At 71.5% G+C, this 23,948-nt stretch carries 18 protein-coding genes; 4 read left to right on the forward strand and 14 right to left on the reverse strand.

The window, feature by feature from the left end; all coding sequences use genetic code 11:
• Positions 1-262: 262 nt before the first annotated feature.
• Entirely contained in the window at positions 263-1,246 is a 984-nt protein-coding gene (locus OG885_RS00595) for a LuxR C-terminal-related transcriptional regulator (RefSeq protein ID WP_405742516.1), read from the forward strand.
• A 20-nt stretch (positions 1,247-1,266) separates the two neighbouring features.
• Here the strand turns inward: OG885_RS00595 and OG885_RS00600 are convergent, their stop codons facing one another.
• Positions 1,267-1,527 (reverse strand): hypothetical protein, encoded by a 261-nt coding sequence (locus tag OG885_RS00600; protein WP_405724369.1) that lies wholly within the window; start codon positions 1,525-1,527, stop codon positions 1,267-1,269.
• Positions 1,521-2,777 carry an amidohydrolase gene (locus tag OG885_RS00605; protein WP_405724371.1) on the reverse strand — a complete coding sequence of 419 codons (1,257 nt, stop codon included), beginning with the start codon at positions 2,775-2,777 and terminating at the stop codon, positions 1,521-1,523. Before OG885_RS00605 ends, OG885_RS00600 begins: the two co-directional genes overlap by 7 nt.
• Positions 2,778-3,056: 279 nt before the next feature.
• On the opposite strand from OG885_RS00605, the gene OG885_RS00610 reads away from it, so the two are divergent.
• Positions 3,057-3,233, forward strand: a complete 177-nt coding sequence (locus tag OG885_RS00610) for a thiazolylpeptide-type bacteriocin (RefSeq protein WP_018515646.1) — start codon at positions 3,057-3,059, stop codon at positions 3,231-3,233.
• A 178-nt stretch (positions 3,234-3,411) separates the two neighbouring features.
• On the opposite strand, the gene OG885_RS00615 is transcribed toward OG885_RS00610, so the two are convergent.
• The 12 genes from OG885_RS00615 to OG885_RS00670 form a co-directional block, all read right to left on the reverse strand.
• The gene (locus OG885_RS00615) at positions 3,412-5,478 is read right to left on the reverse strand and encodes a TOMM precursor leader peptide-binding protein (RefSeq protein WP_405724373.1); all 2,067 of its coding nucleotides are present in this window, start codon (positions 5,476-5,478) and stop codon (positions 3,412-3,414) included.
• The gene (locus tag OG885_RS00620; RefSeq protein ID WP_405724375.1) at positions 5,475-6,230 is read right to left on the reverse strand and encodes an ABC transporter permease; all 756 of its coding nucleotides are present in this window, start codon (positions 6,228-6,230) and stop codon (positions 5,475-5,477) included. The genes OG885_RS00615 and OG885_RS00620 overlap by 4 nt, the downstream gene beginning before the upstream one ends.
• Positions 6,231-6,305: 75 nt before the next feature.
• A complete protein-coding gene (locus OG885_RS00625; RefSeq protein WP_405742518.1) occupies positions 6,306-7,235 on the reverse strand; it encodes an ABC transporter ATP-binding protein in 930 nt (309 codons plus the stop codon).
• A 59-nt stretch (positions 7,236-7,294) separates the two neighbouring features.
• Positions 7,295-8,461, reverse strand: coding sequence for a M50 family metallopeptidase (locus OG885_RS00630; protein ID WP_405724377.1), 1,167 nt, complete (start codon positions 8,459-8,461; stop codon positions 7,295-7,297).
• Positions 8,458-9,507, reverse strand: coding sequence for a lantibiotic dehydratase C-terminal domain-containing protein (locus tag OG885_RS00635; RefSeq protein ID WP_405724379.1), 1,050 nt, complete (start codon positions 9,505-9,507; stop codon positions 8,458-8,460). The genes OG885_RS00630 and OG885_RS00635 overlap by 4 nt, the downstream gene beginning before the upstream one ends.
• Entirely contained in the window at positions 9,504-12,233 is a 2,730-nt protein-coding gene (locus OG885_RS00640; protein WP_405724381.1) for a lantibiotic dehydratase, read from the reverse strand. Before OG885_RS00640 ends, OG885_RS00635 begins: the two co-directional genes overlap by 4 nt.
• 3 nt (positions 12,234-12,236) lie before the next feature.
• Positions 12,237-13,817, reverse strand: coding sequence for a SagB family peptide dehydrogenase (locus OG885_RS00645; protein WP_405724383.1), 1,581 nt, complete (start codon positions 13,815-13,817; stop codon positions 12,237-12,239).
• Positions 13,818-13,895: 78 nt separating this feature from the next.
• A complete protein-coding gene (locus OG885_RS00650; RefSeq protein WP_405724385.1) occupies positions 13,896-15,911 on the reverse strand; it encodes a TOMM precursor leader peptide-binding protein in 2,016 nt (671 codons plus the stop codon).
• On the reverse strand, positions 15,901-18,114 hold the full coding sequence (locus OG885_RS00655) for a TOMM precursor leader peptide-binding protein (RefSeq protein WP_405724387.1): 2,214 nt from the start codon (positions 18,112-18,114) through the stop codon (positions 15,901-15,903). The genes OG885_RS00650 and OG885_RS00655 overlap by 11 nt, the downstream gene beginning before the upstream one ends.
• Before the next feature lie 6 nt (positions 18,115-18,120).
• Positions 18,121-19,932 carry a BTAD domain-containing putative transcriptional regulator gene (locus OG885_RS00660; protein WP_405724389.1) on the reverse strand — a complete coding sequence of 604 codons (1,812 nt, stop codon included), beginning with the start codon at positions 19,930-19,932 and terminating at the stop codon, positions 18,121-18,123.
• 9 nt (positions 19,933-19,941) lie between these two features.
• Entirely contained in the window at positions 19,942-20,175 is a 234-nt protein-coding gene (locus OG885_RS00665) for a hypothetical protein (RefSeq protein ID WP_405724391.1), read from the reverse strand.
• 961 nt (positions 20,176-21,136) lie between these two features.
• Positions 21,137-22,099: a zinc-dependent alcohol dehydrogenase family protein gene (locus OG885_RS00670; RefSeq protein WP_405724393.1), complete on the reverse strand. Its 963-nt coding sequence runs from the start codon at positions 22,097-22,099 to the stop codon at positions 21,137-21,139.
• Positions 22,100-22,265: 166 nt separating this feature from the next.
• On the opposite strand from OG885_RS00670, the gene OG885_RS00675 reads away from it, so the two are divergent.
• Positions 22,266-22,910: a TetR/AcrR family transcriptional regulator gene (locus OG885_RS00675; RefSeq protein WP_405724395.1), complete on the forward strand. Its 645-nt coding sequence runs from the start codon at positions 22,266-22,268 to the stop codon at positions 22,908-22,910.
• A 453-nt stretch (positions 22,911-23,363) separates the two neighbouring features.
• Positions 23,364-23,897 carry a GNAT family N-acetyltransferase gene (locus tag OG885_RS00680; RefSeq protein ID WP_405724397.1) on the forward strand — a complete coding sequence of 178 codons (534 nt, stop codon included), beginning with the start codon at positions 23,364-23,366 and terminating at the stop codon, positions 23,895-23,897.
• Positions 23,898-23,948 lie beyond the last annotated feature (51 nt).

Below are 23,948 nucleotides of genomic sequence, written 5' to 3' on the forward strand. Positions count from 1 at the left end.
GCGTTCCGCCGACCCGGCAACCGTGTGCCCCCGCTCCGACAACAGCCGATCGCGCCCCTGGCCGAGCACTTCTGCACAGAGGCACGTGACGGCGCCTGTGCTTCCGCTCAAGGATTCGAATAGCGAGATGTTCGGCCATCTCGCCTTTGCTTAGTCTTGGGACTCAACGCGTAGGCAACCGCGGGCCGATGGCTGAGTGACCTCCGGCAGGCCCGTGGGCGAGAGGGACCACGCGATAGGGGACCACGTGGGTGAGAACGAGATGTCGGTGTTCGGCGTTTCCGCGGTCGAAGAGGATATCTACCGTCATTTTCTGCGGAATCCGGATACCCCCGCGGATGACATTCATCTGCGCCTGCACATGGAGCCGGACATGGCCCAGCACTGTCTCGGCCGACTGTACGACCTGGGCCTGCTGCACCCCACCGGCACGAACGAGCTGATCTCTCCCACGGATCCCGAAGTGGCGCTGGCCCGGCTGGTGGACGTACGACTGCACGAACTTCACCAGGAGTTCCAGCGCGTCACCCGCTCCCGGCACGTGGTGGACGGGCTGCGCGCGGAGCTGGGTGCGCGCAGCTCCTCACCCCAGGGCATCGAGCAGTTGGACGGCCTTGCCGAGATCCGTGACCGCATCGACGACCTGGCCTTCTTCGCTCGTGACGAGATCCTGTCCGTGGAGCCCTACACGAGGCTGTCACCGGAGAACATCGAGCGGTCACGGCCGCTGGACCTGCGCTGTCTGCGCCGGGGCGTGCGCATCCGCAGTGTCGTGCTGCGCAAGGTGCTGGAGGACGGCATGAGCTCCGGCTACCTTCGTGAACTGGTCTCCCACGGCGCCATGATCCGGTTCGTCGACGCCACCACGGAACGCATCCTCGTCTACGACCGCACGGCGGCACTGGTGCCGCTGGATCCCCAGAACACCTCGCGCGGCGCGCTGCTGGCGCACAAGAGCGGAATCGTCGCCAACATCATCGCTCTCTTCGAGAGGATCTGGGACGAGGCCGAGGACCTGGCGCAGGTGGACGCGGCGGACGACGCGGACGTGACGTGCGGTCTGTCGCAGACCGAGCAGCGGGTGCTCGCCCTGATGTGCTCGGTCGGCAAGGACGAGGCGGGCGCACGCGAGTTAGGGGTCTCGGTCCGCACCTACCGGCGATACGTCGCCGATCTCATGGAGAAGCTCGGCGCCGCGAGCAGGCCGCAGGCCGCGCTGCTGGCGCGCGAGCGCGGCTGGATCTGACCGCGGTTCCTGGTCTCGTCTCAGCTCTCCTGGTCCCAGCCGCACAGTGCCGTGTCCGCCAGTACCGCCCGCAGGGCGCGGCGCACCGTGCTCCGGTCCGTGCCGCCGGTCAGGTCGATCCGCAGCCGGACCCGGTCAGCGCTGGCTTCGGCGGTGCAGGACCAGGTCGCCGGGAGCAGTCCCAGGAGGCGCACCACCGTGGTCTCGCCCGACGGGGCCGAGCGGTCGCGGCGGACCGTGACGATCTCCACCGTCTCGGAGGTGGAATCGGGTGTCAGCATGTCCGCTCTCCCCTGGGCTCGATGCGCGACGGGTTCAGCACGTGCAGGGCCGCGGCGGTCATCGCCGCTATGCCGGTCGGCAGGGCCGTGCGGACGTCGGGGGCGAATCCCGGCGAGTGGTTCGACTCCACCGGCGGACCTCCGTTGCGAGCCGCCCGCCACTGCTGGGCGCCGGCCACGCCGAGCATCCAGTACGCCGTGCGCACCCCATCGGACTCCGCGGCGAACCACGGGAAGTCCTCGGTGGCGGTCGAGGCCGGCCAGTCGGCCACCCGGAGCGGGCCGAACAGCTCCTCGTGCACCCGACGTACGGCCCCCGTGAGCACCCCGTCGGGCATCAGTACCGGCGAGCGGCCGGTGACGATGAACTCGGGGTCCTTCAGACAGCCGGAAGCCGCGCACTCGGCCCGTACGATCCGTTCGACGGCCGCCGTCACCCGGTCCAGCGCGGCGGCGGAGAAGGCCCGTACGCACAGGCTCAGTTCGGCGTCGTCCGGGATCACGTTGCCGCGCCGGCCCGCGTGGAGCGAGCCGACCGACAGGACGACCTGTTCCGCCGGCGAGGTCTCCCGGGAGACGACCGTCTGCAGGCGCAGCACGGTGGCCGCGGCGGTCGTCACCGGGTCGATCGTCAGGTGCGGAGTGCCGGCGTGACCGCCGCGTCCGTGGATGACGACGTCCAGCGCGGTGCTGCCGGCCATCAGCGGCCCCCGGCCGTGGGCGATGCTGCCCGCGGGCAGTGGGGCGGTGTGCTGCGCCAGGACCACGTCAGGTGTGCCGAAGCGCTCGTACAGTCCGTCGGCCAGCATCGCGCGGGCCCCGTCGAGTGTCTCCTCGGCGGGCTGGCCGACGACCAGGACGGTGCCGTTCCAGGCGTCGCGGTCGCGGGAGAGCTGCATGAGCGCTCCCGCGACCGCGGCCATGTGCAGGTCGTGACCGCAGGCGTGCATGACGCCGGGCACCGTGCTCTCGTACGGCAGACCGGTGCGTTCCGCGACGGGCAGCGCGTCGAGTTCGGTGCGCAGCATCACCGTGGGGCCACGCCCGTTGCGCAGGACGCCGACGACCCCGTGGCCGCCGACGTCGCGGGTGACCGTGCAGCCGTGCTGTTGCAGCAGCGCGGCGAAGCGCGCCGCCGTGCGGCTCTCGGCGCCCGAGAGCTCCGGGTGGGCGTGCAGATCGAGGTAGAGCTCGATGGCGGACCGCAGGACCTCCCGCGGAATGTCGGATGCTTCGGTCACTGCCCTCACCTCCTTTTCCCTCACTCGTCCTTGTCGGTCGTCGCGGGACGCGCGGCGTGCGTTCGATCGCTTCCGTCGGTTTCGCTGGGCCGTTCGTCGCCCGTGTCCGTTGTTCGCGAGCGTGCGGTCCGTGGGCCCCAGACCTCTGTCGGATCGCTGTCAGGAGGTGTCAGCGACCTGAGAGCGGGAGCCGGGCCGATCTGACAGCGGGCTCCGTTGGAATGGAGTCATCGAAGGGGAACACCGCCGGAACAGCCGGCGCGGCCCCTCCGGGCAAAGGAGAATCCCATGGCCCCGAAGACCGAGCTCGCCACCCTCGCCGACGAGATCCTGGAGCTGGAGTCGGAGACCTTCGAGATCTCGGACTACTCGGACGCGGTCGAGGTCGTCCTCGCCGGGTCCACGTCCTCCTCCTCGACGTCGACCTGCTCCAGCACCACCAGCACCACCTCCTGCAGCGCCTGATCCGGCACCTGCCTCCGATCGGCAGCCCCTTCCTCGACGGCACCCCCGTCCGGGAGGGGGCTGCCGGGCGTTGCGGCACGGACGGCACGCGTCTCACCGGCGGCAGGCAGTGCCGCCGGTGACGCGGTGGGACGCGGGCCCCGCGCGCGTGGAGTGCGCGCAGGGCCGGGGGCGGACGTCACGGGAAGGGATGCGGTACGGCCTTGATGTCCGACTCGGACAGGTCGTCCGTGCGCCGTCCCGCCGTCCGCAGGGCGGTCCTCAGCCGGGGCATCAGCAGGGCGCGCTGCCTGGTCCAGCCGAAGTCGAGCGGGAGCAGGCCCGGAACGATCGTGCTGACCGTGTGCAGTCCCATCCGGTGCTGCTCGGGCGTCGTCTGGTCGACGGCGATGACGTCGTGTCCGGTGCGGACCAGTTCGTCGCGCAGCAGTGTCAGGTCGTCGAAGAGGTCGCCGGTGCGCGGCCGTACGGTCTCCCAGTCGCGGTACAGCTCACCGAGCGGCACTACGGCCTCCGGCTCCAGATATTCGCGGGCCTGCTCCGCCATCTGCGGCAGTCCGTAGAGCTGGGCGTGGTCCTTGAGGTGCAGCACCTTGGTGAAGTCCTGTGCCATGTCCTCCAGTTCGCGATGCCGCTCGGCGACCTGGTACGGCAGGTGCGGGATGTACGTCAGGACCTCGGAGAGCGCGGACTCGACGGTTGCGTGCGGGTCGAAGCCGGCCGCTGCGCTGAAGGAGAGCGTGCCGTAGCCGCCGTCACGGCGTACGGCGAGGGCGGTGACGACCGGGACGGCGAGATCCATCCGGGTGTCGAAGGCGTGCACGTCATAGCCGTGCAGCGCGGCCCGGTCGAGCATGGAGCGCACGGTGCCCCGGCAGGAGCCGAGGTCGATCTCGGTGAGCCGGGCCCGGCCGTACCAGGCGAGCAGGAACGCGTCACGCTCGATGAGTTCCAGCAGCCCGAAGAGGATCGCCTCCTCCGGACTGCCGCCGGTGGCACAGCCGTTGGAGCACTCGAAGACGAAGTTGTCGGCGTCCACGCCGGCGCTGTAGTGCGCCAGCCGGGACGGCACGAGGATCGGGCGGTCGTCACGCAGGGAGTGCCCCCACACCCAGGGGATCGGCCGGTTGGGGTCGAAGGGGCTGACGAGGTGGTCCCTCGCGTATGTCTCGGGGGCGTAGAAGCCGCACTCCGCCGGGTTCAGCGCCTGGTCGGCGAGGCGGTGGTAGGAGTCGACGACCGGCGTGGTGCCGCGGCGCCGGTGCGTACCGGCGTACCGTTCGAGGCCTTCGAGGTAGGCGAGGGTGCGGCTGGTGCGGTAGCTGTTGGCCTGGCCGCTCCAGGTGACGTCGTTGAGTCCGGCGTAGCCGCGGACGAAGTGCGTGCCGGCGACCGGAGCGGTGGTGGTCGACGCCGGGTTGATCCAGGTGTCCGAACCGAGGGCGCCGCAGACCGGGTTGGCCAGGGCGGCGGTCGGCAGCGGATAGGAGTCCAGGGAGCGCAGCCGGTATCCGGCCGGGTCCGGCTTGGGCGCGGAGCCCAGTCTCATCCGCGCCGACTCGGCGGTGTCGGGACGCGTCGCCACGCAGGAGGGACACAGGGGCTCGGGCAGCAAGGGAAAGCCGGCGGTCGCGAGGGTGACGAGATCGACGCGGGTGACCTGCGGCAGCACGCGGTCGGCCACGGGGCGCCGGGTTGCGGCGAGCGCGCCTTGCGGTAGGTGGGCCGGCTCGACGCCACCCACGAGCGCCGCGGTCGCCCCCTCCGCGCCGCCCAGCACCGCTCGGTACGCCGCCCAGACCGCGTCGACGGCGTACGGCGTGAGCACCGGCCACTGAACCGCCCCGTTCGGCTCGTGGCCGAGTTCGAGGGCCTCGCGTTCGGAGCGGCTGCGCAGTCGCTGCCAGCGCATGGCGAGGCACTGCCCGCAGGCCATGGTGCCCGGTTCGCCTCCCCACGGGCCGATCAGCGCGGCGCGGGAGGTGAGGTGGACGGTGGCCGCGGGCCGGACCGCGGCGTAGGGGTCGCGGTGGCCGAAGCCCAGGGTGTCGGCGGCGCCGAGCGGCACGACCAGCGGTACGGGCAGGACATGCTCCCCGCGCGCGGGGCCGTACAGCGCCGCGTGGCGCGCGGTCAGCGCCTGCTGGAGCACGGCGCGGCCGCCCTCCAGCGGCGTGTCCGCGGCGCGTTCCGCCAGGTCTGCCCGGGCCGGCGCAGCCCCATGGGTCACGGTCGACAGCGTCATGACTTGTCGCTCCAGCGGAAGGTCTTCAGCGCGACGGCGCAGAAGACGAGGGCGAACGCGGCGAGCACGGCGCACGCGACGGCGATGTCGCCCATCGCGTCGGTCCCGGTGAGAGCCTCGGAGACGCCATCGTTCAGGTAGCGCAGCGGCAGCACCCGGGACAGGGTCTGCATCCAGTCCGGCATGGCGTCCAGCGGGAAGAACGACCCGGACAGGAACGCCATGGGAATCATCAGGCAGTTCGCGACCGCGGCGACGGCCTCCGGTGTCCTGGCGTAAGAGCCGACGACCACGCCGATGGCGAGGAACGCGGTGACGCCGAGCACGAGCACGGGCAGCGCCAGCGGCCAGCGTGCCGACAGACTGAGCCCGAACGACGGCAACAGGGCCACGGCCACGAACAGCACCGCCTGGACGACGCCGATAGCGAGGGCCAGCACATAGCGGGAGGCCAGCACGGCCGACAGCCGGGTCGGCGTCATCCGTACCAGGCGCAGGATGTCGTCGCGGCGCCATTGCATGAGGGTGAAGCCGACGCCGAACACCGCGGCGTTGGCGACACCCCAGGACAGCACGCCCGGAGCGATGTAGTTGATGTACGGCTTGCCGCTCTGCTCGACCGCCTGGCCGTGGAAGATCAGCCCGAAGACGATCAGGAAGAGCAGCGGGAAGGCGAAGGTGAAGAACAGGGTGGTCTTGTCCCGGGTGTAGGCCCGGTACCCGGCCTGGCTCAGCGCTGCGTAGGCGCTCATGGTGGTGTCTCCGTATCCGATGGTGGCGGTCGCTGCCGTGAGGCCCGGCCGGTGGGGGCGGCCGGTGCGCCGGGTCTACGAGTGGGCGGTGCCGGTGAGTTCGAGATAGACGTCCTCGAGGCTCGCGGTGCGGGTCTGGACCCCCTGGAGACCGACGAGTTCGTCGATGGCGGCCAGGACGGGCCCGGAGTGCAGGGTCTCCAGCACGATCGCGTCGGTCTCCTGGACGACCCGGTCCACCCCTGGAATGGCTTGCGCGGCCGCCAGGCTCAACCGCTCGCCGGGCACCAGCAGCCGTGTCGTGGGGCTCTTCGCCGCCACCAGGCGCCTCGGGGTGTCGAGGGCGGCGATCCGGCCGTGGATCATGATGGCGACGCGGTCGCAGAGCGCCTCGGCCTCGTCCAGGTGGTGGGTCGTGTAGACGATGGTGCGGCCAGCGCGCTTGAGGTCGCGCAGCACCTCCCACAGGGCGCGCCGAGCCTGCGGGTCGAGGGCGGCGGTGGGCTCGTCGAGGAAGATCAGCTCCGGGCCGTGGACCAGCGCGGAGGCGATGGCGAGCCGCTGGCGCTGGCCGCCGGACAGGGCGTCCACCCGGTGGTCGCCCTGCTCACTGAGCCCGACGCTCGCCAGGGCGCGTTCGGCCGCCGCCCGGTCGGTCCGGTAGAGCGCGGCCACGGTCCGCAGGTGCTCACGCGCAGTCAGCCGCACGAAGAACGCCGAGGACTGGGTCTGCACGCCCAGCCGGGGCAACAGCGCGACATTGCGTGGCCAGGGCCGCTGGCCGAGGACCGACACCGTGCCTGAGTCCGCCTGCCGCTGCCCCTCCATGATCTCGACCAGGGTCGTCTTGCCCGCGCCGTTCGGGCCGAGCAGTCCGAAGAACTCGCCGCGTCCCACCGTCAGTGACACGCCGTCGACGGCCCGGATGCTTCCGTAGCGCTTGTGAACACCGTCGAGGACGACGGCCGGCCCGTCCTCGGCGGACTGGGCGGAGGCGACGGTCATGGAACTCTCCTTGGGATCGGTGCGCGCGTCGGTCGAGGTGCTCGCGGTGTTCATGGCGTTCACGACGTCGTCCACAGGAAGTGGGACAGGGACACCGCGCCCGCCACGAGCGCACCGAGGACGAGCAGGCAGAGCAGCCCGTAGGCGGTGTACGCGATCCGGGCGCGGCGCGGATAGCCGGCCGCGAGGGCGTCCCGCCGTAAGGCCAGGCGCAGATACGCGCCGCTGGAGGCCGCCAGCTCCGTCGCGCCCAGCACCTGGGCGGCGATCTTGTAACCGTCGAGCGGCGGGAGCGGGAGCAACATGGCGAACGCCTGGACGCTGCCGAGGAACAGCAACCCCGCCAGGGCGTCATGCGTGGCGTTGTCCAGGGGTGCCAACAGCCAGAGCACGAAGAACGGCAGCAGGAAGAGCAGGTTCATCGCCGCCCCGGCCAGCGCTGTGGCGACTCGGGCCCAACGTGTGCGCAAATACAGGTAGTTGTCCACCGTGCAGTACATGATCACCGTGGGCAGCCGCCAGCGCAGGCCTATCTCTGCGACGCGCCCCCCGTAGTGCTTGGCCACCACGCCGTGGGCCAGCTCGTGCAGAGCGGTGCTCAGCCACAGCAGGGCACCCGTCGCGGTCAGCAGGACCGGGTTCGTGAACGTCTCCCGGGTGGCCAGGGCCAGTTCGCCCGCCCGCACGACCAAGGTGGCCTCCATGACGAGGGCCAGGGTCAGCAGCGGCACCATCCACCAGCGGGACAGCAGAAACCCGAACGCGCGGTGCAGCCGGTCCGCCGTCGCGTCCGCGTCGGCGACGAGCGGCAGCGTGCCGCGCAGCAGCCGCCGTCCGGGCTTGGGCGCGTCCGCGTTCGCCGGCCTCTCACTGCTCTCTGGTGCCGAGGCCTGTTGCGGTGCTGTCGCGGGTGCCCCGACCAGCAGCCCTCGGGTGCCCAGCATCCTCAGCAGCTGCTGCCAGTTGGCGTCGGACAGACGCCGCCCGTACCGCCGCGCGTACTCCGCGCCGATCTCCTCCAGGCTCCGCGACCCGTCCATCCGCGAGATCAGGAAGTGCTCCTTGCCCCCGACCTTGAAGGACTGCCCGCTGCGCGTGTTCTTGATCAGGTGTACGGTCCCGTTGCCCAGCAGCAGTTCGTCGCTGACCCGTATCTCCGCCCGCAGCTCGGGTCGGTACCGCTCGGCGGAGGCGACCGGGGAAGCCGGCGGGTACGGGGTGCTCATGACGCCGCCTCCGTGAGCCTCTCGCGCAGACAGCGGCCCAACACGTGGGAGAGGTACGCCTCGTCCCGGATGGTGACGTGCAGCCGATTGTTGGTCATGTGCATGTACGGGGACAGAAGCAGGGGCAGAGCCACCGCCGGGTCCGTGACGGTCTCGTCGCGTTCGCCGTCCCAGGACCGGAACACCAGGTCACCGTCGGTGGCCAACGCGGTGGCACGGTCTCGCAGTTCGGCGCAGTGGTCGGCCCAGCCGGCGAGGAAGGCGGGCAGGCCGCCGGACGTGCCCCGGGTGACGGCCGCGCGGATTCCGGCGAAGCGAGCGCTCAGGCCGGGTGCCATCGCGGCGTAGTTGGTGTCGTACTCGGCGCTGCCGATGAAGCCGGTGCCGGGAAAGGCCTTGTGCCAGAACTCGTAATAGCTGTCCAGATACTCGGCCAGTTCCTGGTCGCCCGGCACAAAGGTCCCGGACATCACCATCATCAGCTGGGCCGCGGTGCCGAGCAGGACCGTCCGCAGATGGAGGTTCTTGGTCCGCAGGGCGTCGATGACCAGGTCGCTGGAGTGCCGGAAGTGCCACTCGGCCAGCTCGATCCCGGCCGGGCCGCCGTACTTGCCGTACTCCGGCTCGTACGCCTCCGCGCTGCGCGAATTGTTGGGACGCAGGTTCATCCGCCCCTGGTCGTCCATGTAGTGGCCGCGCTCGGTGCCGGGGAACTCGATCTCGAAGAGGGTGTTGTAGAAATCGTTGAGGAACCCCGAGTCCACCTCGTACAGCGCGGGTCGCGCGGCCAGGAAGGCGTCGATCGCCCGCTCGGTACGGCGGCGCACCTCCGGCTCGGCCTCGGGTGTGGTGGCCCTCAGGCGCAGCCGGACGTGCGGGCCCTCCAGCCAGTAGTTGATGAAGAAGTAGCCCGCGATCAGCCCTTCCGCCTCCAGTTCGTCCACCAGCGGGCGGACGCAGTCGATCAGCAGGGGGCGCGGGTTGGCGGCGTAGAAGACGTGCGTGGCCTGCCACGCGCCGGCTCCCGTGACCGTGGAGAGGGTCATGACGTGGTCCTTTGTGGGATGGAGCCGGCAGCGAGAGCGCCGGTGGTGTCGGTCGAAGCGCCGGTGAAGGCGGCGGTCTCCACCGCCAGTTCGGCGACATGGCGGCCTCGGCGGGAGACGGCGTGCAGGCCGTTCTCGTCCGGGAGCATCTCCCGGAACACCGCGCGGGCCTCGGGGCTCTTGAGCAGCGCCTCGAACGCGGTGAGCGACAGGGGGCTGTCGAAGTCGAGGTACTGGGGCTTGGCACCGGTGGCACCCCGTGCCCCGCTGTCCGAGACGGTCACGAAGACCCGGTCGGGCAGCGCGTGCGCCCGCCGGAAGCGGTGCCAGCCGAGGAACCATTCCTGGTCGGACAGGCCCGGTGCGTGCAGTGGCAGCACCGAGGCGGGCGCGCTCCAACTGCGCCGGCTGACGACGACGCTGCCGTGCCGCACGCGTGGTCGCCGGGTCACTCCGTCCACGGGCTCGCTCTCCGCAACGCCGCCCCAGACGTTGAGCGGGGCCATCGAGGTCGGGGAGAGCAGCAGCAGGGTGCGGGCCAGCTCCGGCAGGGCGAGCGGCACCAGATAGCCCAGATACACCGGGATCACCTCACGGCCGAGCCGTTCCGATCGCAGCACCAGCCGGTCCTCGGCCTCGTCGTGTTCGATGCGCAGGTCGTCGAGACGCAGCCCGAACTCCTCGGGCAGGGTGCCCCTCTCGCCGGGGCAGACGATCTCGTACTCGGTCAACCGGCCGTGCAGATTCAGGTTGCTGGTGACGGGGCCCCCGGTGACCTCGGCGAACACCGCGCCCGGCGGACACAGGCGCTTCGCGTTCTCGCGCAGTCGGTCGTCGAGCCCCTCGAAGAGGTGCGTGAACCGGCTGAAGGGGAACGACAGCCCGCCGTAGGAGCGGTTGAGGACGACCAGCGGATCGCCGTCGCCGAGGGCGAGCTGGAGGTGGTGGCTCATCGGTGCGAACACCGGTGCCACGCCCGCGAGTTCGGCTACCACGTCGGCGAGGAAGCCGTCGTCGAGCACGAGTTCGTCGCAGCCGTCCGCCCCGCCCGCGCCCGCTCGGTCCCACAGGACCCGCATCCGCTCCACGAAGGTCTGGCGCGCGGTGTCGAGCGCCTTCAGCTGGGCCAGGCCCAGCCAGTTCTCCTCGGGGACGTACCGCCCCTGCGCGTCGAACGACGTACGCCCGGCGGTGAAGGACATGTACTGGTCGAAGAAGTCCTCGTGGAAGTCGTGCACCAGCTTGAGCAGGTCGTCACAGCGCCCGCCCTGTCCGTGGCGGGCGAGGAAGAAGCCCTTGAACGTGATCCGCTGCGGCAGGGTCAGGTCGAAGGCGGGCAGGATCCGCTCCACCGCGCTCAGCGGTCCCGCGGCCAGCTCCGTCCAGGCGTCCAGGTCCAGCGTGACATCCCGGCCTGCCGCGACGTCCTCGTACAGCACGGTCTGCGGGACCCTGGCGCGTTCGGCGCCCAGGTCCTCCTGCACCGTGCGCAGCCCTTCACGCAACCGGCGCAGGAGCTCACCGCGTTCGGCGGGGCCGGCGGCGGCGAAGCCGTCGACGCAGGCGATCGGCCCGTCCAGACGGTCCGCCAACTGCGCGGCCCAGGGGCGGCCCAGGGCCCGTAGCGACTTCTGGAAGGCTCGCAGCGGATCGGTGTCGTGCACCTCCGTGCGCAGGCAGGGCACCTGGACCATGCCGAGATCGAGGAGTGCCTCCAGGTACTGCTCGACCTCGTCGGCCGGGGCGTCCCGGTCGGCCGCGAGCCAGGCGGACAGCTCGCCGTAACGGAGGGTCCCGCGCTCCTCGAACAGGCCCAGCAGCCGCTCCAGGGTGCCGCTGCGGCGCAGGAAGAACAGCCGGTCCTTGACGGCGTCGAAGGTGACGGCGGTGTCATCGTCACCCGCGGTCACCCAGCGCCGCACGTAGCGCACCCGGTCGTCGTCGCGTCCCCAACCGGAGGCGAGCGCCACCGGAAGGTCGGCGCGGCGGGCCGGGTCGGCGACCACGGCCTCGGCGAGCCGCGCGACGGCCACCACGCTGAGCCTCGGGTGGCTGCTCCACTCGTCATCGATCGTCACGTCCAGGCCGCCGTTGCCGAACGCGCCGAGGGCGACGCCGGTGAAGGTGCTGAACGGGCTGGTCTTGCACACGGTCCGGTACAGGTACGCGAGCAGCGAGCGCTCGATCTTGCGCTCCTTCTTGCCGACACGCTCCGGTGCCGTCCCCGCGAAGGCACCGAGCTGGGCGTCCAGCGAGGGCGAGGCCAGCAGCAGCCCGCCGCGCAGCCGCTCCTCCCCCACCAGGCGGCGCAGTTCGGCGCGGCTGCGCCCGGTCTCGGCGGCGAGCAGCGCGGCGCCCCTGCCCTGAAGGCCCGCAAGCCGCCTCCGGCCGGTCAGCCAGGCGTCGAGCTGAGCGCCGCTCTCCTGGTCAAGGCCGCGGACCAGAGCGAGAGCGGTGTCGCCGTCCTGCGGCAGCCGGTTGTTGAACACTTCGCGGCGCAGTTTCAGTAGTCTGCGCCGCACACCCTCGTCCTCACTGGTGCCGACGAGGGTGTGCAGACGCTCGCCCACGCTCTCGGCGGCGGCACGCAACTCCTCGGTCATGGCGAGTACTTCATCGGCCCAGCGACGGCTGTCGGGGCAGCGCAGGCCGTGCACGGTCTCGATGGGCAGTCCGGCGACCCGGATCATGAACGGCATCGACGTTTCTCCCCTTCCGGTACTCATCGGCTAGGCGATCTCGTACCGGAAGTCGGCCGGAGCCGGCCGCTCGTTGCCGATCATCATGATCAGCAGCGGCGCCTCGCCCGTCTCCTCCAGGCCGAGTTCCTCGATGTACGAGATGTTGTCGAAGCCCAGCGCGACACCGCAGCCGAGCTCCAGGGCCGAGGCCGCCGTGTAGACGGCCTGGGACACGGCACCGACGGTGGCGTTGACCAGCCGGTAGCCGCGGTCGCCCACGGCGTCGAGGACGGCGGTGGTGCGGACCGTCGGTACGAGGACCGCGCCGGCCTGTTCGAGGTTGTAGTTGGACAGGAAGTAGTTCTCCTGCAGGAACTCGCCCGGCCGGCCCTCCCGCACCAGCCGCAGACCGCGGGTGTCGGGGTCGTACTCGTAGGAGCCGGGGTGGAGCCCCTCGACGTGGTTGACGAAGGCGTACAGCTTCGCGAGCTGGGCGTCTCCCGTGTCGCCGCCGAGCCGCGCCCCGGTCGTCGCGGCGGCCAGACAGGCGGCGAGCTGGTCGCCGGTGACCGGGCGCTGTGCGTCGAAGCGCCCGAAGCTGCTGCGGCGCCGGCGCAGCGCGCTGCGTACGTCGGTTTCCAGCGGCCGGGCGTCGGGCAGCGGAACGTGCGGCCGGGAGGGGTCCGCGGGCAGGGCGGCGGCCGGCGCGAGTTCACCGGGAGCAGGCCGCCGGGTCGCGTGCCGGGCGGTGGCGGCCTGCATGCGCTGTACCGCGTCGAAGGTGAGGACGGTCCTGGAACGCTCGACGTCCCGGTGCCGCACGGCCCCGGCGACGGGCGACGTGGTCCGCGAACTCGGCGCGGCTCCACGCCAGTTGAGCGGGGCGACCGCGAAGACGCCCTCCTCCTCGGTGCGCACCCCGAGCAGCCGCGCGAGCCGCTCCTCGTCGAACCACAGCACGGGTTCGATGCCGAGGCCTCGCGCCCGCGCCCACATGCGCCAGGTCCCCACGAGGGTGCCGACGTCCATGCTCACCGCGTGGAAGGAGAAGCTGTTGTACTTGAAGGCGTTCTGCCAGTACTTGATGCCGAGCACCAGGTACTGGTCGGTGTCCACGCCCGGCGCGTCCTCCCCGAGGGCCGCGCGCACCTCGCCCGAGACGTCGCCGGTGAGCAGCCGCCGCATGGCATGGTGCCGGGTCGAGTAGTGGTGCACTCCCGGCGGCAGCGGCCCGCCCGGCCCGGAGACCCAGTAGACGCTCACGGGGTACAGGCCCCCACCGGAGGCCGTGCCGCGCGACCAGTTGGCGAGCGGGTAGGACGGCAGTGCGCTCAGGTCGGTGTTGGCCTGCACACCGAGGCGGCGGCCGACGAGCCCGTACGAGTCGCGCAGCATGCCGGAGAGCAGGTCGAGGTCGAACGGCAGCCCCTCGTCGGGGACTTCGGCCAGTCCACGGTCCAGGGTGGCCTCGGCGGGGCAACCTCCGTCGGGCAGCGGCACGATGTCCGTGCCCGGATAGAACTTGGTCTTGCGCGGGCTGTCGGTCCAGTTCGGCACGAAGTCGGCCGGCGGCATCGGGACCCGGCCGCGCTGCAGGATGGCAGCGGCGTATTCATGGGCGTACCCCATGGTGAACTCCTTGGTCACATTGCGCGGTCTGAGCTCGGTCGGGCGCCCGGACGCTCACGAGGGAGGGCGGCATCCGGGTCACGGGAACGGATGAGGCGCGGGGTTGAAGTCGGCCGGCACCAGATCCCGGTCCCGCAGACCGGCCGCCCGCAGCGCGGTGCGCAGCCTCGGCATACCGAGCGCCCGCTGGCGCGTCCAACCGAAGTCGATCGGCAACAGACCCGGCACGATGACACCGACCGTCGTCAGCCCGAGGTCGCGCTGCTCCGGCATGGTCTGATCGACCACGATCACGTCGAACCCGGCGCCCGTGACCGCCTCGACGCAACGCGTCAGGTCGTCGCGCAGGTCGTCGGAGACGGGCGGCACGGAGCCGTTCCCGTACAGCTCGGCCATGGTGTGCGAGGGCGGGCGGGGAGCGCCCGGTGCGCCGATCAGGAAGTGGGCGTGGTCGCCCATCTCCGGTATGCCGTACGCCAACGGATGGTCGTGCAGCGCCTCGACCTTGCCGAAGTCGGTGGCCATGGCCCGCAGCCGGGCCTCGTCCCGTTCGGTGCGGCCCTGGAGGTTGACGGCGTCCGTGCCGATCTCGCAGAGCGCGCCGGCCAGCGCGGCCTCCGGGTCGAGTCCCGCGCCGGCACCGAAGCACATGCGGCCCAGGCCGCCGTCGGGCCGCACGGCGACACCGGTGACGACAGGGATCGGGAAGGAGATCCGGGTGTCGAAGAAGCGGGCCTCATAGCCGTACATCTCCAGCCGGTCGACCATCTGCCGGGTGGCGGGCCGGGCGCTGGTGCGCGGGTCGATCTCGGGGAGCGCCGCCTGCCCGTACCAGGTGAGCAGGAAGGCGTCGCGTTCGACGACCTCCATCAGGCCCCAGTAGACGGCCTCCTCCAGACATCCGCCGGAGGCACAGCCGTTGGAGCTCTCCTGCACGAAGCGGTTCTCCAGGCCGGGTGCGTGGTAGTACGTCAGCACCTCGGGGACCAGGATCGGCCGGCTGTCGCGCAGCGAGTACCCCCACACCCACGGGATCTCACGGTCGGGCGTGAACGGGGCTACGCGTGGGTTGGCTCGGTGGAACTCCTGCGAGTACAGCCCACACTCCCGCGCGTCCAGGGCGTGTTCACCGCGCGCCCGCAGCCCGCTGAGGGAGTCCCGGACGCCGGCGGCCCTGGCGCGGGCACGCATACCCGCGTACCGCTCCAGGCCCTCCAGTACGCCGATCCGCTCGCTGTGCCCGAAGGTGTCGGCGTGTCCGCCCCAGAACGTCTCGCGGAGGTACTCGCCCGATCGCATCGAGAAGCAGCCGATGGTGGCGGAGGTGGACAGCGACGACACGTCGTGGATGACGGAGGGGCCGAGGGATCCGCACACGGGGTTGGCGTACGGCTCGACGGGGAGCTCGTAGGCGCTGATGTCCCGTACCCGGAAGGTGCCTGGTTTGTGCTTGAGGGCAGGCCGGAGGGTGAGGACCGCGGCCTCGGGGGTGTCCTGCTCGCTGCGTCCGCAGCGGGGACACTCCGGATCGGGCACCAGCGGGTAGTGACGCACCATCAGGGTGACCAGGTCCACGAGGTGGATGGCGGGAAACGTTCCGGTGCGCGGTCCGGTGCCGTCCAACCGGGCGGCGATCAGCCCTGCCAGCGCGGACGCGGTGAACGGGGTGAGGTACGGCGACTCACCGGCGGCCCGGGTACCGGAACCGAGTTCGAGTGCCTCGCGCAGGGCGACGGAACGCACCGCCTGCCAGCGCCGTGCGAGACAGCGGGCGCAGGGCCGGGCGGGTTCCTTCTCCGGCCCGCCGGATCCGCACACACCGTCGGTTCGCTCCCCCGCCAGGGACGGGGCAGGGTCCCGTTCCCTGTCCCGTCCCGGGGCCGGGAACGGGCCGACGACGGCGTGCCGACCGTAGAACCGTACGGGGACGGCGCCGGGCGCGGCCTGCGGCGCCGTGGGGCCGAAGGCGTCATGGACGCCCAAAGGGGCCACGTCGAGCGGTGCCTCGGCGCCGTGGGCCGCGAGCCCCTGGCGGAGCCGTTCGGCCAGCTCCCCGCAGGAGCGCTCCAGCGGGGCGGTGGTCTCAGCGGACATCGCTGCCGCCCGTGGCCTCGGTGGTGAGCAGGACGCGAGCCGTACTGATCCCGCCCGCGGGGAGATCGGCCGGGGTGGTGGGAACGTAGAGGACGTCCCGGCCCGCGCCGCGCAGCCGGTCCAGCACGGCGTCGAAGGTGGTGGCGGTGTCGTCCGCGGCGACGGAACCGCCCGTCACCGCGATCGTGCCGGGGGCGAGGTCCCGCAGGAGCGGGTCGCCGGTGTCGACCGCCTCGGTGGCGTCCTCCGCGGCCAGCTGGATCCGCCCCAGCAGGTCGCGCAGCGCCGCACAGGCCGCCGCCCGCCGCGACAGGCCCGAGCCGACCGCCCAGCGACCATCTGCCTCGCGGGCCAGCACGACCTGGGCCGAGGAACGCGCCCCCTCCCCGAGGTCCACGAGCTCCACCTCGATGTCCAGGTTGGCCGCGGACTTGAACAGGAAGACCAGCTCGGGGTCGGCGTCGGCGGTCACAGCGCTGGTCTCCGTGGTGCCGCGCACGGCGCGCAGCAACGCGTCATGGGCCAGCGCCGACAGCAGACCGCGTCCCGCCGCCTCCTGCGCCGTGCCCCCGGCCCCCGTGCCGGCCACCGTCGCCTGGTGCAGCCGCCCTTGGTTGTAGGCGCCGAAGGGCCGCACGGCGGCCGCGGGCACCGCCACCGGCTCCTTGGTGAGCAGCGAGGTCGCGGTGATCCAGGCGGCCACGTCCTGCTCGGTCCCGCCCCTGCCCGCGCCTGTCGTCAGGGCGTCGGGACCCACAGCCGCTCCGGCGCGGGTCTGCGTGGGGATGAGGGGCACCACGTGCTCGACGTACGCCTCGGCCGCCGCGTACAGCGCCCGCGTCCGCGCACCCGCGAGATGGTGTACGTCGAAGGCGGCGATCCTGCGGCGCACGCCGTGACCCAGTGCCACCTCGATCCGGCTGATCTTCAAGGGGGTCTGGGTCAGGCCCTCGTCGTCGAACCGGCTGAAGACGCCGGTGTACGGGCGGACCAGCGCGGCGCTGACCCGGTTCAGCTCGTCGACCACGGATTCGGCCTCACGGGCCGTGTCCACGGTCGGGGTGACCGGCAGCGCGAGCGCGTCGGGCAGTTCCGCGAGGGGCTGGTCGGTGAGGGAGGCGCAGCGGCGGCAGCGCGGGTGGGGCAGGACCGGCTCGGCGATGACATCCAGCGATTCGAGGTCCTGGAGGAGGACCTGCCGGTCCGTCTCCGCGGGCAGCGCGCCCGTCGTGATCCGAAAGACCTCGTAGCCGAGGAGGTTGCCCGACATCGCGGCGACCGGCCCCTGGAGCGGGCCGCCCGCGTCAGGTGACAGGGCCGCGGTACCGGACGCGATCCCGCTCCAGAGGTCAGCGGCCGCACCGGGGTCGACGTTGCCTCCGAGCCGCAGCACCGCGCAGCACAGGCAGCCGGTGGAGACGGCGGTGGACAGCGGGCCGGTGACGGCCCGTTCGCCGAAGGTCCATGCGGGGATCAGCGTCCTGCCCTCGGGTACGCCGTCGGCGAGCAGCCGCTGGGCGCGGGCGGCGCTGTCCGCGCCGGTGACGACGACCACGTCGTACTCGGCCAGGTCGTCCCAGCCGGTGCGGCCCGCACCGTCCGTGTCCGGGCCGATCCGGTCGAGCCGCACCGCGCAGCCGTCCGCGGTCGCCTCCCGCGCCTCGGCCTCGACGTCGGGAAAGCCGGTTGTGACACCGATGCGCGCGCAGCCGTTGCGGACCAGACTCAGCGCGCACCAGCGCGCCACCGCATCGTCGCCGAGCACCGCGACCCGGGTACTGCGGAAACGTGCGAACCGCTCGCTCGCGCCGTCGACGTAGTGGTCGACGTACGCGATCTGCACGCCGAACCGCCGCTCGACATCCTCGCCCAGTACGACGCGGTCACCGTCCTCGACCTCCGGTATGTCGCGGGCGAAGCCCCGCTCGTACAGCGTCTTGACCAGTTCGGCCGCCATGGCCCGCTGGGCCGGTCCGAAGCCCTGGCAGACCTCGTCCAGGCGGTGGTGCCCGGCGAGGTGCGGGACCATGAGGGAAGCGAAGCGGTAGGCGGTGCGGCCCGTGAGATGGAAGCCGCCGTCGGCGTTGTGGAAGAGGACTCCGCCCGGGGTCTCGGTGAACAGCACGTCCCGGCGGATGCGGGGCCGGGTGCCGGCGAGCGAGTCGAACGTATCGGTCACTTCTTCAGCGATGGCTTCAGCCATGGAGGATCACACCTTTTCTGTCCGGTCTGCCGTCCGGAGCACTGTCCGGTCGAGTTCGTTCGGGGCGTGGTCGCGCGCGTACACGCGGAGCAGGTCGTGCACCCGGTACGGGCCGGGCGGCCCTTCCTCCAGAAACCCGGCGTCCGCGAGCCGTTCCAGGACGCTCTCGGCTTCGGGGACGGCCATCCCGAGCCCCGGTGCGCAGTCCTGTGCGCGCAGTGCCTTCAGGGGCAGCCTCCCGATCCGTACGAAGGCGTCGGCGAGCCGCGGGTCGAGCCGGCCGAGCGCCCCGCCGAGTACGTGCTCGACGGACATCCGGGGCGAGTCGGCCAACGACAGCCGGGCGAGCGGGTCCTCGGCGAGCCAGCCGACACCGTCGGCGAGCCGCAGTCCGGGGCGGGTCAGCAACCGGGCGGCCATGATCCGCAGGGCGAGCGGATAGTGGCCGCAGGCCGCCACGAGACGGCGGGCCGCCTCGGGCTCGGCCTCCATGCGTTCGGCGCCCAGCACCGCGAGCAGCAACCGGTAGGCGTCCTCGTCGTCGAAAGTGGAGAGGCGATGCACCCAGCCGCCGTGCGTGGCGATCAGACTCGCGAGCCCTCTCCGGCTGGTGACGATGGCGGCATCGCCGCCACCCGCCGTCAGCAGGGGTCCCACCTGGTCGGCGTCCACCACGTCGTCGAGGACGAGCAGCGCCCGGTCGCCGGGCCGTCGGCCGTGCAGGGCCGCCGCCACTTCCTCCGCCACCTCGGACGGCCGGCGCGCCATCCCGTCCGGGTGGACCATCCGCACCAGCAACCCGCCGGCCGGAAAACTGTCCCGCACCAGGTGGGCGACGTGATGGGCGAGGGCCGACTTGCCGATGCCCGGAGCTCCGGAGACCAGCACGGTCTTGGATTCGCCGCTGCTCTCTGCCGCCGTGAGCCGGGCCACCATGGCGGCGACCTCGGCCGTCCGCCCGGTGAAGGACGGCACCCCGGGCACCGGGACCACCAGCGAGGGTGCCGGGTGCGTGACACGCGCCCGCTGTTCCGGTCCGGTCACCCCCGTCCCCGGCCGCTGTGCCTCCGTCGCCGGGCCCAAATCCTCGCCGCGCAGGACAGCCAGTTGGAGCTTCTGGAGCGCCGGGGACGGGTCCACGCCCAGCTCGTCCTGCAGATACTCCTTGACGCGCCGGTACTCGGCCAGTGCCTCGGCCTGCCGGCCGGTGCGGTAGAGGGCCTCGATCAGTTGCTCGCGGAACCGCTCATGGCCGGGGTGTTCCCGGGTAGCGCCCCACAGGTCCACGAGCGCCTCACTGCAGTGGCCCAGACGCAACTGCAGCCGGCAGACGCGTTCCAGGGTCCGCAGCCGTTCCTCCGCGAGCCGGGGCACCTCGTCGCGGTGCAGCGAGTCGGAGCGGACGTTGGCCAGCAGCGGCCCCTGCCACAGCGCCAACGCGTCCCTGAGGAGATGGAGTTCGGTCTCCGGGGTGTCGGCCGCCTCCGCCCGGCCGACCCTCTCCCGGAATCCGATCAGGTCCAGGGCCCGCGGTCCGGCGGTGATCCGGTAGCCGCCGGGCACCGCTTCCACCGGTGTCTCGATCACGCCGTGCCGGGTGAAGAGCTGCCGCAGCCGCAGGACGCAGGTATGGAGCGCGGCCCGGGCCGTGACGGGCTGGTCCTCGCCCCAGATGGCCCGTTGCAGGTATTCGGCGGAGACGACGGTGTTGGCGTGCAGCAGCAGTACGGCCAGCAGGACGGTGGGTTTGGAGGGCTGGAGTACGGCGGTGTCGGAGCCGTCCGTGATGCTCAGCGGCCCGAGTATGAGAAACCGCATGACACCCGCCTAGTCCCAGCCGTTGACCAGTTTGCAGACCGGAACGACGGCGTCCGCGACGGGATGACCGGCCACGGCCTCGGCCAACCGCTCGCAGACGATCCGGGCCGCATGCGTGGGGCCGACTGCGCCGTACCGCGCCGACGCCCCTGGCCCCTCGCCGCCGGACGCCATTGCGACTCCGGTCGAGAACGACACCGCCACGATGGTGAGTCCCAGCGCGGTGATGACACGCGCTGGCACGGACGACTTCCTACAGGGCAATGTTCTGGTCAAGGTTCCCCCTTGGTCGGAGCTCCTCACCGGATCGCTTCCGGCCATTTCGACGATGCCAGCGCGCAGGCCGCACAAGGGGGGCCATCGGTGTCAGGATGCTGACACCGGGCTGTAGCAGGCCTACAGCATCTGGACACCGCTCCTGACCGGAATCCGCCCCTCAGGGAGAGCTGCCCGGCCTCGCAGTACCCTCTGCCGGTCCCGGGGCACCGGGCCGAACCGACGTCGCACGGTGGGCGTGACGTGCAACGCAGGCGCGTGGACGAGGACAAACGCCACGTACCTGCACCTGCCTGTGCCCCCGCCACGCTGTACAGGAAACAGGACAGGTCCCGGGACCACAGGTACCGGCGAACCATCACTGCGCACGCACGTCCCCGTAACGGACAAGGACCATGTACGACCGGCCGCCGCGATCCGTTCTGCGGACCACCGCCCTATGCGACCGGTGTTCTTAGGCCAAGCGGGGCACGCGGCATCGCAAAGGATCCGGGACCAGCATCCGGGACGAGACCAACGAGCCGCCATGTCCCCGTCCGCCGACCTGGCCCGCCGCGAGGACGTGTGGTTCCACGTCGACGCAGCCTACGGCGGCTTCTTCCGGCTCACCCAGCGCGGCGCGGAACGCTGCCAGACAGGACATGGCGGCGTGGAGCGTGCCGGACTCCGGCCGGCTCGGGCCCGAGCCGGCCAACGAGATCCGCGGCCTGCGGGCCTGGCTTACCCTCCACTGCACGGAGTGGACGCCTTCCCCGCCCCGCTCTCACCACACCCACCACGACCGCATCACCGAAGTGCTGAAGATGATCACCGCGAAGGCCAGGCGTCAGGTAAGCGGCGTGACGATCACCATCGTCACGCCGGGCTGCAGCCACTGTCTGAGCGAGCCCAATTTCGTTACCGGGCCGCGAACGCCGTCCCAGCCGGCTCAAGGTGCCAGCACAATCCTGCCGAACACCTTCCCCGCGTCCATCTCGCGGTGGGCCAGCACGGCCTGGTCCAGCGGCAGCACCGCATGCACGACCGTACGCAGGTCCCCGTCCGCAGCATCGGCGAAGTGGGATGACCGCACGGCCTGCCGGTCGGGGCCGGGCACGGTGTCAGAGCTGAACGTGGCGAACGACAACGACCTGCGGAAGGCGTTCATCAGCCGCATGCCGAAGTCCGCCGGCGGCTGCCCACCGACCACACCGACAGCCACGAACCGCCCGTTGGCGGTCAACTTGTCCAGGAAGAGGGGAAGCTGGGGACCCCCCACGACATCGATCACCACGTCGAAGCCCGCCGGGGCGTCCGGGCCGCCCTCACCGGAGCGGTCAAGGACATGGGTCGCGCCCAAGTCCCGCAGGCGGACGCCACGCTCCACCGACGAAGTGGTGACCGCCACCGCGCTCGCACCGCCCCTGGCTGCGAGCTGGACCGCCGCAATCCCGATGCTGCCCGCCGCACCGCGCACGAGCACCGTCTCGCCGGGCGTGAAACGGGCCCGGTCCAGGGCGAAGTGGGCGACCACGCCGGAGCCGCCGAGGGTCACCGCGTCGGCGCCGGTCAGGCCGTCGGGCAGCGGAAGGACGTCCTCGATCAAGGCGACGGCCTGCTCGGCATACCCACCGGACAGCCCGGTGAACGCCCACACCCGCCGCCCGATCCACGAGGCGTCCACGCCCTCTCCCACCGCGGTGACCTTTCCCGCGACCTCGCTGCCGAGGAGGTGGCCCTCCCGGAAGCCGTAGCCGGCAAGCGTTCCCCGGCGGATCACTGCGTCCACGCCTCCCACCCCGATCGCCTCCGTGGAGATCCGCACCTGCCCCGGGGCAGGGACGGGCACGGGCACATCGGCGATCTCCAAGCCATCGGGGTCTCCGAACGTCCTGATCACGACGGCTTTCATCTCTGCTCCTCGGGTCGGTGGAAGGACGGATCGCAGCTGCTGCGGCCGCGGGCGTCGAGCCGGCCCCCACAGCCGGGGCACCACCGGCGAAGTGCCAGGACCGGGCGCCGGCACCGCCATCGGAACGTAACGGACGCCCCCGTCCGTTTGGTTAAAGTGAGAAACGATGACCCAGCATTTGCCTCAGACCGTGCGCTCCGACGCCCGTGACAACCGGGCCCGCATCCTGGACGCCGCCCGTGCGGTGTTCGGCGAAGAGGGCCTGAGCGCGCCCATGCGCAAGATCGCCCGGCACGCAGGCGTCGGCCCCGCCACGCTGTACCGGCACTTCCCTACCAAACAGGCACTGATCGCGCAGACCTTCGCCGAGCAGCGGCGAGCCTGCCAAGCCGCCGTCCGCGACTCCCTTGCGGACCCGGACCCTTGGCACGGATTCCGGATCCTGATCGAGCGGATCTGCGAACTTCACGCGCACAGCCGGGAATTCGCCGACGCCTTCATGACGGCCTTCCCCGAGGCCATGGACTTCGCCGCCGACCGGGAGCAAACTCTGCGCGCGGTCGGAGAACTGGCCCGCCGCGCCCAGGAGACCGGCCAACTGCGCCCCGGCTTCATCGTGGACGACCTGATCCTCATGCTCATGGCCCACCAGGGCCTCCAAGGCACGCCGCGTGCCGCCCGGGTCACGGCCTCCCGCCGCTTCGCCGCCTACGTGATCGAGGCGTTCCGCGCCGCACCAGAGACGGGAGCGCCTACGCCGCTGCCGCCGGCACCACGCCTGCAGCCCACACACTCGCCCAGCACACCGTAAGCTCCGTCAGTCGCAGTGACGCTGACCATCGGCTACGGGACGGCCAGCACCTCATGCAGCCCGGCAGCTGGCGTTCACATGGCCAGGTGGGGCCGGAGTGGGCCAACTCCTGTTCTTCATCCTGCTCTTCACGGGTACGCCTTCTACGGTGACGTCATGGCATGTGCATGGACTCGGCTGCACGAGCACCTCGGTCTTCGCCCCGTCCCCCTGCCGGTAGCGTGCTGCTGCTGCCCCACGGCACCGGATCCGGAAGCTGGTCTGTGGCAGGTTCGTGGCGGCGGATCCGGTGCCTCTGCGGGGTTGGTCCGGTGGCGGCTTCTGCCTCGTGATGTGTGGTCAGCCGCGCTTGAGCTGGGTGATCTTCTGCTGGGCGGCCACCACAGCCCGGGCCGACGGCTTGATCGGTCTGCGAGTCTTGATCGCGGCCGGGCCTGTTGATTAGCTGACGACGTGACTGATCTTGGACCCGTTGCCTGGCCCCCGGAACCGATCAGGACCGAAAGGCTCATACTCCGTGAGCCCAAGGCCCGGGACCGTGCGGCGTTCATCGAGCTGCTGGCATCGCCAGAGGTGCACACCTACCTCGGCGGTCCCCGCCCGCGTGAAGAGCTTGAGCGTCAGCTGCCCGAGGTACCTGAGATGTGGCCCGGGAGTTTCGCCGTTGATCTCGACGGGGAGATGATCGGCCAGATCCTGCTCAGAAGAGCACCGGAGCACAGTCGCCCGGCTGCTGCGGGGAAGGTCGATCTCGGCTACATGTTCCTGCCGAAAGCGTGGGGCTTGGGCTATGCCGCCGAGGCGTGCACAGCGGCACTCCACTGGATCGACAGCATCCTTCCCGGCGAGCCCGTAGTGCTCCACACCCAGACTGCCAACGCCGGCTCGATGCGCCTCGCAGCAAAGTTGGGATTCAAAGAGGTGGAGCGGTTCCACGCCTGGGACGCCGAGCAATGGCTCGGCATGCGGTCCGCCCACTGCTCCTAGCCCGGCCACTCCACCGCAGCTGGCGACGGCGCCCCCTTCCCGTCGCCAGCT

It is taken from the genome of Streptomyces sp. NBC_00028 (genome assembly GCF_045041065.1).
Classification (GTDB): Bacteria; Actinomycetota; Actinomycetes; order Streptomycetales; family Streptomycetaceae; genus Streptomyces.